This is a genomic window from Sphingomonas sp. TREG-RG-20F-R18-01, from assembly GCF_022662475.1.
Taxonomy (GTDB): Bacteria; Pseudomonadota; Alphaproteobacteria; order Sphingomonadales; family Sphingomonadaceae; genus Sphingomonas.
This window is the reverse complement of sequence record NZ_JAKNQQ010000003.1, coordinates 415199-425516: the sequence shown is the minus strand read 5'-3', so window position 1 is coordinate 425516 and position 10318 is coordinate 415199. Positions and strand designations below refer to the sequence as shown.

General features: G+C 66.4%; 12 protein-coding genes. 4 read left to right on the top strand and 8 right to left on the bottom strand.

The window, feature by feature from the left end; translation table 11 throughout:
* Window positions 1-9: 9 nt before the first annotated feature.
* Window positions 10-276 (bottom strand): succinate dehydrogenase assembly factor 2, encoded by a 267-nt coding sequence (locus L8K25_RS11735; protein ID WP_242139086.1) that lies wholly within the window; start codon window positions 274-276, stop codon window positions 10-12.
* Window positions 277-361: 85 nt separating this feature from the next.
* Here L8K25_RS11735 and recG point away from each other — a divergent pair, with 85 nt between their 5' ends.
* Entirely contained in the window at window positions 362-2419 is a 2058-nt protein-coding gene (gene recG / locus L8K25_RS11730; protein WP_242139085.1) for an ATP-dependent DNA helicase RecG, read from the top strand.
* A gap of 31 nt (window positions 2420-2450) precedes the next feature.
* Here recG and L8K25_RS11725 read toward each other — a convergent pair whose 3' ends face one another.
* From L8K25_RS11725 to L8K25_RS11700, 6 genes are all read right to left on the bottom strand, one after another.
* Window positions 2451-2762, bottom strand: coding sequence for a PilZ domain-containing protein (locus L8K25_RS11725; RefSeq protein WP_242139084.1), 312 nt, complete (start codon window positions 2760-2762; stop codon window positions 2451-2453).
* 137 nt (window positions 2763-2899) lie between these two features.
* A complete protein-coding gene (gene tyrS, locus L8K25_RS11720; protein WP_242139083.1) occupies window positions 2900-4126 on the bottom strand; it encodes a tyrosine--tRNA ligase in 1227 nt (408 codons plus the stop codon).
* A 51-nt stretch (window positions 4127-4177) separates the two neighbouring features.
* Complete coding sequence (locus L8K25_RS11715) at window positions 4178-5362, bottom strand: M23 family metallopeptidase (RefSeq protein WP_242139082.1); 1185 nt, start codon at window positions 5360-5362, stop codon at window positions 4178-4180.
* Window positions 5363-5387: 25 nt separating this feature from the next.
* Complete coding sequence (gene surE / locus L8K25_RS11710) at window positions 5388-6152, bottom strand: 5'/3'-nucleotidase SurE (protein ID WP_242139081.1); 765 nt, start codon at window positions 6150-6152, stop codon at window positions 5388-5390.
* On the bottom strand, window positions 6152-7432 hold the full coding sequence (serS, locus tag L8K25_RS11705) for a serine--tRNA ligase (RefSeq protein ID WP_242139080.1): 1281 nt from the start codon (window positions 7430-7432) through the stop codon (window positions 6152-6154). The genes surE and serS overlap by 1 nt, the downstream gene beginning before the upstream one ends.
* Window positions 7433-7482: 50 nt before the next feature.
* Window positions 7483-8310: a hypothetical protein gene (locus L8K25_RS11700; protein WP_242139285.1), complete on the bottom strand. Its 828-nt coding sequence runs from the start codon at window positions 8308-8310 to the stop codon at window positions 7483-7485.
* 404 nt (window positions 8311-8714) lie between these two features.
* Here L8K25_RS11700 and dksA point away from each other — a divergent pair, with 404 nt between their 5' ends.
* Both dksA and L8K25_RS11690 read left to right on the top strand, forming a co-directional pair.
* Window positions 8715-9176, top strand: coding sequence for an RNA polymerase-binding protein DksA (gene dksA / locus L8K25_RS11695; protein WP_242139079.1), 462 nt, complete (start codon window positions 8715-8717; stop codon window positions 9174-9176).
* Window positions 9177-9273: 97 nt separating this feature from the next.
* A complete protein-coding gene (locus tag L8K25_RS11690; protein WP_242139078.1) occupies window positions 9274-9657 on the top strand; it encodes a PilZ domain-containing protein in 384 nt (127 codons plus the stop codon).
* A gap of 48 nt (window positions 9658-9705) precedes the next feature.
* Here the strand turns inward: L8K25_RS11690 and L8K25_RS11685 are convergent, their stop codons facing one another.
* A complete protein-coding gene (locus L8K25_RS11685) occupies window positions 9706-9864 on the bottom strand; it encodes a YdcH family protein (protein WP_242139077.1) in 159 nt (52 codons plus the stop codon).
* 179 nt (window positions 9865-10043) lie between these two features.
* Between L8K25_RS11685 and L8K25_RS11680 the strand changes: the two genes are divergently transcribed.
* On the top strand, window positions 10044-10241 hold the full coding sequence (locus tag L8K25_RS11680; RefSeq protein ID WP_242139076.1) for a DUF465 domain-containing protein: 198 nt from the start codon (window positions 10044-10046) through the stop codon (window positions 10239-10241).
* The last annotated feature ends 77 nt before the right edge of the window (window positions 10242-10318 follow it).

The window sequence follows — 10318 nt, the reverse complement described above, 5'->3', positions numbered from 1 at the left end:
GAGGGAGATTTACTTCGCGATCGGCACGTAATTGAGTTGCTTCAGCGCCTCGACGATCGACCCGGCATAGCGTTCCGGCGCGGGTTCCATACCGATCGCCCAGGCCATGATGTCGACGTCCTGTTCCTCGATCAGCTCCTCGAACAAGGCGATCTCGGTGTCGTCCCAGCGTGCGTGCGCGGAATCGAAGAAGCCGCCGATCAGCAGGTCGGCTTCCTTGGTGCCGCGATGATGGCTGCGGAAATGCAGGCGCTTGAGGCGGATATCTCGGTCCATGCGGATCCCAACGACAATTGCCCGACACCCGCGCGCAGGTGCTGGCGGCGGGGATCGGGGAGGGGTAAGAGCGCTTCAGATAGACATGCGACCCGACATCCTCAATCCATTGTTCGCCGAAGTTACGGCATTGAAGGGCATCGGCCCTGCGCTGGCGAAGCCGCTCGACCGCCTGGGACTCGCGCGCGTGGTCGACGTGGCGTTCCATTTACCGACCGGCTGGGTCGATCGCTTGCCGCGCGACGAGCTCGACATGGCGGATTCGGGGCGGATCATCGTCATCACGCTGACTGCGGTCTCCTACCGGTCGAGCAACGGGCGCGGGCCGACGCGCGTGCAGGCGACCGACGCCAAGGGGAATTACGTCAGCCTCGTCTATTTCGGCGGGCATCCGGGCTGGGCGAAGAAGCTCGCGCCGCTGGGCGAGCTGCGCCGCGTGTCGGGCAAGCTCGAGCATTACGGGCAAGACCTTCAAATGGTCCACCCCGACTATGTCTTGCCGCTCGACGAAGCCGGCGACATGGCCGAGCGCGAGGCGATCTACCCGCTGTCCGAGGGGATCTCGTCGCGGCGGATGAGCCAGCTCGCCGCGCAGTCGGTCGAGCGCGCGCCGGATCTGGCCGAATGGATCGAGCCCGGGCTGCTCGCGAAGAACGAATGGCCCGCGTGGCGGGAGGCTCTCGCGCGGATCCATGCCGACCCCGCCGACGCCAAGGCGCACGAGCGGCTCGCCTATGACGAGCTGTTCGCCAACCAGCTCGCGCTGATGCTGGTCCGGCAATCGTCGCGCGCACGCAAGGGACGCGCGCTGGCGGGCGATGGGCGGCTGCGCGATGCGTTGAAATTGCCCTACGACCTGACGGGCGCGCAGGCGCGGACGATCCGCGAGATCGAGGGTGATCTGGCGCAGGCACAACCGATGCTGCGGCTGCTGCAGGGCGACGTCGGATCGGGCAAGACCCTGGTCGCGGCGCTCGCGATGCTCGTCGCGGTAGAAGGTGGCGCGCAGGCGGCGTTGCTCGCGCCGACCGAAATTCTCGCACGACAGCATTACGAATCGCTGCGGCGGTTGCTCGGTGGTCTGCCGATCGAGATCGCGGTGCTGACCGGGCGGGACAAGGGCCGCGTGCGCGAGGGCGTGCTGATGGGGCTCGCCGCGGGACAGATCCACATCCTGATCGGCACCCATGCGATCTTCCAGGAGACGGTCGCCTACAAGGACCTCGGGCTGGTCGTGGTCGACGAGCAGCATCGCTTCGGCGTCGCGCAGCGGATGTTGCTGCAGGCCAAGGGGCGCAGCCCGCACCTGCTCGCGATGACCGCGACACCGATCCCGCGGACGCTGACGCTGGCGAACTACGGCGAGATGGACGTCAGCCAGCTCGACGAGATGCCGCCGGGCCGACAACCGATCGAAACGCGCGTAATCTCGGAAGATCGGCTCCCCGAGGTGGTCGAGGCACTGGCGCGGCATCTCGCGGAGGGCGGGCAGGCCTATTGGGTGTGCCCGCTGGTCGAGGAGAGCGAAAAGAGCGACATGGCGGCGGCGGAAGCGCGCGCCGAGATGCTGCGCGGGCGGTTCGGCGATGCGGTCGGGCTCGTCCATGGGCGGATGAAGCCCGCCGACAAGGACGCGACGATGCAGGCGTTCTCCGAGGCGCGCCACGGCGTGCTGGTCGCAACGACGGTAATCGAGGTCGGGGTCGACGTGCCCAATGCGACGCTGATCGTGATCGAACATGCCGACCGCTTCGGGCTCGCCCAGTTGCACCAGTTGCGCGGGCGGGTTGGGCGCGGTGGCGGCAAATCGAATTGCCTGCTGATCCGCGGCGGAAGCCTCAGCGAAACCTCCCGCGCGCGGCTCGCGTTGATGCGCGAGACGACCGACGGTTTTCGCATCGCGGAGGAAGATCTGCGGTTGCGCGGGGCGGGCGAACTGCTCGGGACGCGGCAGTCGGGCGAGGCGGGGTTCCGGCTGGCGACGCCCGAGATGCTCGGCGCCCTGCTGCCGGTCGCGACCGACGACGCGCGGTTGCTGATCGATCGCGATGGTGGCTTGGACGGCACGCGCGGGCAAGCGGCGCGGACGGCGCTGTATCTGTTCGAGCGCGATGCCGGGGTCGCGTTGCTACGGTCCGGGTGAGGTGGAACGCTAGCGAGAGGTGTGTCCCGCGTTACACCATCGCCTTCAGCACCGCGTCATAGTCGGACAGCGCGATTGACGGGGTCAGCTCGAAGCCGATCCGCCCGCCAAGCGCCCAGCGGATTTCGGCCGCCACTGAACCGACGACGGGCAATGTGATCCACACGCGATCACCGACATCGCCCGCCATCTCTCCGCGCGCCATCATCCCCATCACGGTAATGTTGACGATCAACAAGGCCGCCGGGGCACCCTTGGTATCGGTTGCTCGCGCGCGATAATGAACTTCGTCCCGTTGCAGGGCGCGTTGGTTCGAAGCCTTTTGTGCCAGTGCCTTCGCCATCGCCAGTTCCTTTGTTCGGCTCTGGCAGCGCTAGTCCTTTCGGATGAAGCGGACCGTAACGAACACAGTGAACGCGCCTTAAGCTCTTCTAGATTCCGTCCGATTTACTTGTGGTTGCCCGCAATACGTAAGGAACGTCAGCCGCGTACCAGCAGTCCGTGATGTTTCTTGCCCGCCGCGATCCGGACCGGTTCGTCGCCGACCGTGACGACCAGCGCTTCGTCGGTCACCTTGTCCGCGCCGACCCGCGCGCCGCCCCCCTTGATCAGACGGCGCGCCTCGCCCTTGGACGCAGCCAGCCCGAGCCCGACCAGCGCGTCGACGATCCCGATGCTGCCATCGACGACAAAGGTCGGCAGCGAGCCCCCGGCGCTCCCTTCCTCGAACGTCTTGCGCGCGGTCTCGGCGGCCTCGGCGGCCGCGTCCGGGCCGCGGCACAGCGCAGTAGCGGCGTCGGCAAGGATCTTCTTCGCCTCGTTGATCTCGGCGCCCTCGAGCGCCTCGAGCCGCGCGATCTCGTCGAGCGGCAGGTCGGTGAACAGCCGGAGGAAACGCCCTACGTCGCGGTCGTCGGTGTTGCGCCAGAATTGCCAGTAATCGAAATGCGGCAGCTGGTCCTCGTGGAGCCACACCGCGCCCGCCATCGTCTTGCCCATCTTGCCGCCATCGGCGGTCGTGATCAGCGGGGTGGTGACGCCGAACACCTCGGTCCCATCCATCCGGCGGGCGAGCTCGATCCCGTTGACGATATTGCCCCACTGGTCCGACCCGCCCAGCTGCAACCGGCACCCGGCGCGACGCGACAGTTCCAGGAAGTCATAGGCCTGGAGGATCATGTAGTTGAACTCGAGGAAGCTCAGTGACTGTTCGCGGTCGAGACGGAGCTTGACCGAATCGAAGCTGAGCATCCGGTTGATCGAGAAATGCTGGCCGACGTCGCGCAGGAACGGAATGTATTCGAGCGCGTCGAGCCACTCGGCATTGTCGAGCATCACCGCGTCGGTCGGCCCGTCGCCGAAGGTCAGGAAACGCTCGAAGATCCGCCGGATCGACGCGACGTTGGTGGCGAGCGTATCCTCGGTCAGCATCTTGCGCGCTTCGTCCTTGAAGCTCGGGTCGCCGATCTTGCCGGTCCCGCCGCCCATCAGCACGATCGGCTTGTGCCCGCTCTGCTGGAGGCGGCGCAGCAGCATGATCTGGACGAGGCTACCGACGTGGAGCGACGGCGCGGTCGGGTCGAAGCCGATGTAGCCGGGCACGATCTGCTTGCTTGCCAGCGCATCGAGCGCGGCGCCGTCGGTCGCCTGATGGATGTAGCCGCGCGTCGAGAGCAAGCGGAGCAGGTCGGAGGAATAGCTGGTCATGGCGTGGCTTTACAAAAGTCCGACCGCCGCGTCACCCTGCGAAGCGGCGCGTCAGATTGCCGGAAGCTGCCGCTGCGGGTCGATCGGCGTGCGCCCCTTGCGCATCTCGAAATGGACTTCTGGCCTGGCTGCACCGCCGGTGTCGCCCGACACGGCAATCGTTTGACCGCGGCGTACGGCCTGGCCGCGTTGCACCAGCAACTTGCTGGCATGACCGTAGACCGTCGCCCACCCGTCGCCATGCCGCACGATGATCACGCCGCCGAGTTGCGGAATGCCGCTTCCGGCATAGGCCACGACCCCATCGGCTGCCGCAAGGACCGGCGTGCCGAGCGGAACGGCAATCTTGACGCCATTGTAGCGTTCCCCGCGTGCGCCCGGCCCGAACCGCACGACGATCCGGCCATGGACCGGCCAGTCGAACCCACTGGTCAGGCGCGGCGGCGCGGCAACCGCCTGGCTCGGGGCAAGCATGCGACCCGGGGAAAGCGTAGGACGTACCGGGTGCTGGTTGGCGGCGAGTGCGGGCTCGCTGCCGGTCACGATATCGTCGATGTCCAGCGTGAAGGCGGCGGCGCGTTCCGCGGCGGTGCTCCTCGACGTCGAGCCGGGGATCAGCACCCGCATTCCGGCGCGGAGCGTATAGGGTTCCCGCAAGTCGTTGGCCGCGACGATGCGTGACCAGTCCACGCCATAGGCGCGGGAAATGGCGATCCCGGTCTGGCCGGCCGCGACACGGTGATACCGCCCGCCTGGGATGGTCAGCCGTTGACCCGCGCGGACTACGAACGGCACGGGAAGGCGGTTGGCGCGCGCGATCGCATCCGATCCGGCGCCGGTTCGATCGCCGATCGCGCTCAGTGTGTCGCCTGGGCGGACGACGTAGGTCGAGGGTTCGACGGTTTGCGCCGATGGCTGGACCGGACTCGCCTGCCAAGCGGCGAGCGGGGCGGGAAGGGTGGTGACACGCCGATCGGCGCGCGGCAGCGGGGGTTGGTCGGGACGATATCCGCCTTGGGGCTCATACGGACGTTGGTCGTCCCGGGGCGCGTAGCGCGGGGGCGTCCGCTGGCGGATCCGCCGGGGTGGCGGCGCTTCCTCGTCGGGTGCACCAGCGCGCCAGGTGTCGGCGCGGGTTTGATAGGAGGGGGGTGGATAGCCGCGCGGGGGCGGTTCGTCCTGCGGGATACACGCCGTGAGCAGGATGGCGACCATCGCAAGAGGAACAACCGTCATCCCGAAAGGCCCCATTCGCATGACGTTAGCGGTACTGCTCCGTCAGCATAGCGAGCGATGCGCGATGTGTCAGGTCGAGATGCAGCGGCGTTACCGCGACATATCCGTCCGCAATCGCTTCCAGGTCGCTGGCATGCGTCGGGGTCTCGACCGTCTGTCCCAGCGCGAACCAGTGATAGTCATACCCGCGCGGGTCACGGTTGGTCACGATCTGCAATCGTCCATAATCGCGAAACCCTTGCTGCACGATCTTGATGCCCTTGACCGCGTCCGCGGCGATGGGCGGAAAATTGACGTTGACGAGCGTCCGGGGTTCCAGCGGCGCGTCGAGCAGCGGGCGCAGCACACGCTCTCCCCACAGGGCCGCCGCCCCGAAGGGAACGGCATCGCCCGCGCCTTCGCGGGTATAGGCCTGACTGAGCGCGATCGAGCGGACACCGGCAAGTGCCCCTTCCATCGCTGCCGATACCGTCCCCGAATAGGTGACGTCTTCCGCGAGATTGGCCCCACGATTGACGCCCGACAGGATCAGGTCGGGTTTATGGTCCTGCATGATTCGGCCCAGCGCCATCATCACGGCATCGGTCGGCGTGCCGGCGACCGCGAATCGCTTGTCGCCGTGCCGCCGCACCCGAAGCGGCCGGGTCAACGTCAGCGAATGGCCCGCGCCGGATTGTTCCTCGCTCGGCGCCACGATCCAGATGTCGTCTGACAGGCGCGCGGCAATCTCCTCCAGGATCTTGAGCCCAGGCGCATGATAACCGTCATCGTTGGTCAGCAGGATCCGCATTATCGGGTCGGCTCGAGCCGGTTCAGCCCCCCGAGATAGGATTGCAGAACCGGCGGGACGACGACGGACCCGTCCTCGCGCTGGTAGTTTTCCAGAACCGCAACCAGCGTACGACCGACCGCCAGGCCGGACCCGTTCAGCGTATGGACGAAGCGCGTTCCCTTTTCCCCATCGGGACGATAGCGTGCGTTCATCCGGCGTGCCTGGAAATCCGTGCAGGTCGAGCAACTCGAAATCTCGCGATACCGATCCTGCCCCGGCAGCCAGACTTCCAGGTCGTACGTGCGTGCTGCGGTGAATCCCATGTCGCCGGTGCACAGTTTCATCCGGCGAAACGGCAGCTCCAGCGCGGTCAAGATCGCTTCCGCACAGGCCGTCATCCGCTCATGTTCCGCTTCCGACGCGTCGGGCGAGACGATCGATACCATCTCCACCTTTTCGAACTGATGCTGGCGGATGAACCCGCGCGTATCCCGGCCGGCCGCGCCCGCCTCGGAGCGGAAACAGACCGTCAGTGCAGCAAAACGCAACGGCAGTTCGGATTCGGCAAGAATACTGTCGGCGACGATGTTGGTCAGGCTGACTTCCGCGGTCGGGATCAGCCACCGGCCATCGGTCGTGCGAAACAAATCCTCGGCGAACTTCGGCAACTGCCCGGTGCCGAACAGCGCCTCGTCGCGAACCAGCAACGGCGGCACGACCTGCTCGTAGCCGTGGTCGCGCGCCAGCGTGTCGAGCATGAACTGGCCCAACGCGCGGTGCAACCGCGCGGCGGCGCCGCGCAGCAGCGTGAAGCGCGCGCCGGACATGGCCGCGCCGGTCTCGAAATCTAGCCCCAGCGCCGGGCCGATCGAATCGTGTTCGGCTGGCTTGAACGTAAAGGTCGGGTGGGTGCCGTGCTCGGCAACGACGACGTTGTCGTCTTCGTCCGCACCCTCCGGAACGTCGGCGAGCGGCACGTTCGGCAAGACTGCCAGCCGCTCGGCGAGCGCGTCGCCCAGGGTCTTGGCTTCTGCTTCGATCGCGGGCAGGCGTTGCTTCAACGCCGCGACTTCTTCCATCAACGCGGCAGACGTCGCATCGTCCCTGGCAGCCTTGGCGGCGCCGATCGCCTTCGACGCTTCGTTGCGGCGCGCCAGTGCAACCTGCGATTCGGTCGTCAGGGCGCGGTGCCGCTCATCGAGGGCAACCAGCTCGGCGGCAACCGGGGCTACGCCACGACGGGCGAGCGCGGCATCGAACGCGGCGGGATCGTCGCGGATGAGACGGATATCGTGCATGACGGGGCTATGGCGCTGCCCGCGCGGCTAGGCAAGACACCGTGCCCTCGTCAATCGACCAGCCTTGCGTCGGCTGAGAAGCGGCCGCGCCGGCTCAACCGACCACGGACCATGAGGGCGGCGGCCGCGGCTCCGAACAGCCAGACCATCGGCGGCGCGGGAACCGGCGCGGGCGGGGCATTGGGGTCACGCGGGTTGCCGGCGCCGCGCGCGGCACTACCGCTCCCGTTGGTGCTGCCGGAACTCGATCCGCCGGTCGACGTCGGCGATCCCGATCCGGAAACCGTGCCGCCGGATGTTTCACCCGTTGCTCCGCTCGACGTGGCGGTACGGGTGTCGCCGCTCCCCCCATTGGACGTCAGCACGTTGCCGCCGGTCGACGAGGAACCGGGCGCGCTGTCTTGTCCGGTTCCACCCGATGACGATGACCCGGCGCCGGACGTTCCGGTCGACGTCGCGACGAGGATCATGCCGCTTCCACTGGACCCGCCTCCACCGCCGAGGAAACCACCTGACAGGAAGCCGCCCCCGCCGAAACCGCCGTTGCCACCGATCACCGCCGGAGCGCCCGCGCCAGCGGTCGAAAAGCTGGCCGGTCCCGTATAAGGCGTGGCGATCGGGAGTGGCACACCTTGTTCGGACGCCGGCGCAACCAGCGGCTGGGTGGTTGCGCACGAGGTGGCAGCGGCGCGCCGGATATGCGTGCCGCCCAATGCGGGGTTACGCGCAGCAACCACAGGCGACGGGCGTGCAACCCGCTTGTGCACGCCATGCGGCCGCGGCTGGGCGCGGTCGGCAAGATGAACCGCGCCGCCGCCGACCACGGCGCCACCGCAAACACACGCGCAGAGTTTGGCTGCGGCCATACGAACTGACATGACGCTACTCGCTACTCTCCGGGACAAACCTGCGCCGGACCGACATTGCATTCATTTAACGCCGGCAGAGCTCAACATCCCGTTAAGCGCGCATTCATTCGCGACATCGGCGCAGACGAAGCGTCATTTATCGGCCTGGTGCTGTCGTGCCGAAGGCCGTGTACCGCGATGACACAGTGCCGCAGGGGTGCCCTCCACGCGCGCCGTATTTTCGCGCCGAATGCGGTATGATCGGTCACTCGGCGCGTGTTTTTCTGCAAGCTTCCGAAAAGAAACAACGAAGCTGCAGCAACAGTGCTGCTTGTGGACTTGTAACGGCATGCTATAGGCGCGCTCGACATGGAGTTGGCCCGGGGGGGTCCGGAGGTGCAAAACGCACCCAGTGACCGAGCGGAGAGAGTGGGATGGCGACGGTCTTGAATCGATTGGACGAACCCGAACAGGTCGCGGTGCCCAAAGGCGCCGATGACGGATACCGCCCGAGCGCCGATGAGGTGTTCATGAATCCGCGGCAGCAGGATTATTTCCGCGCGAAGTTGCAAGCCTGGAAGGAAGCGATCCTGCGCGAGGCGGCGGGAACGCTGTCGCAGTTGCAGCTGGATACGCTGCGGGAGGCCGATCTTACCGATCGCGCATCCAGCGAAACCGACTGGTCGATCGAATTGCGCACCCGCGATCGCCAGCGAAAGCTGATCTCCAAGATCGAGGCGGCGTTGCGCCGGATCGACGAGGGCGAATATGGCTATTGCGAAGTCACCGGCGAGCCGATTTCGCTGGCCCGGCTCGAAGCGCGTCCGATCGCGACGATGACGGTCGAGGCTCAGGAACGGCACGAGCGGCACGAGAAGGTCTCGCGCGAGGAATAGACCGGGCGCTGGCCGGGCCGACACGAAATCTTAAGCCGTTTTAAACCATTTTTGGCTATCGACGGGCTTTGAACGGGGAACGGCACGACCTTTCGCGATGGACCAGTATTCGCCAGATCAAGCACCAGTTTCGGCTGACGATGCGACTTCGAACCGGCAGGACGTTCGCGACAGCCTGTTTCTGATGGCGGAATTGCGTCTTGCCGGAGTGAGCGCGGGGCGGCAGGTTCGGGTGCGCAACCTTTCGGCCGGGGGGATGATGGCGGACTATCCGGAAGGTCTGGACCGTGACGCGCGTGTCGAAGCCGATATCCGCGGCATCGGATGGGTGCCCGGTCATGTAGCCTGGTCGACGTCCGGGCGAATCGGGATTGCCTTCGACCGCCAGATCGATCCGCTTCTGGCGCGGAAGCCAGTGGGGCAGGGCGCGCATACGCCCGTTTTCGTGAAGCCGATCCTTCCGCGCGGCAACCTGCGCTGATCCGGCACCAAAGCGGTCCGGGCGCTTTCGCGCCCGGACCCGGCAGGCTTATTGAAGCTGCTCTAATTCTTCCTTGATCAGCAATTTCTGCTTTTTCAACGCGGCGATCGTGGCCGTGTCGGGCAACGGGCGTTGCGTCTCCGCAGCGAGTCGCTGGTCGAGGACTGCATGCTTGGCTGCCAGGGCCGAATGATGTGCGGTCTGCATTGTCTGCGTACCTCCTTCATGTGCTGCTTGGGGGAGCGGAGTAAACCACTTGCCGCGCTGCTTGTCTCCCCAAAGATACGATGCAGCGAGATGCGTGCACCGAATTGCGCGACCGGCCGAAATTTATCCGGACCGCGGATTGATCATTTGCTAAGGGCAGCGGATCGAATGGGGAACCGATGGACGACAGCCTGATCGCAAAGCGCCTGGAAGTGTTGCGCGTCGAGCATCGTGATCTCGACTCCGCGATCGCCGCGCTGCTCGATGGAGCGTCGGCGGACCAGCTGCAACTTGCCCGGTTCAAGAAGCGCAAGCTTCGGCTGCGCGACGAAATCTCGCTGCTGGAGGACCAACTGGTTCCGGACATCATCGCCTGATCGACCGGCCGACCGCGCTACGTTGTGCCACTTTCGGTTCGTCGCAGCCGCAGGCTGAAACCGTACCGCAGCCCGCG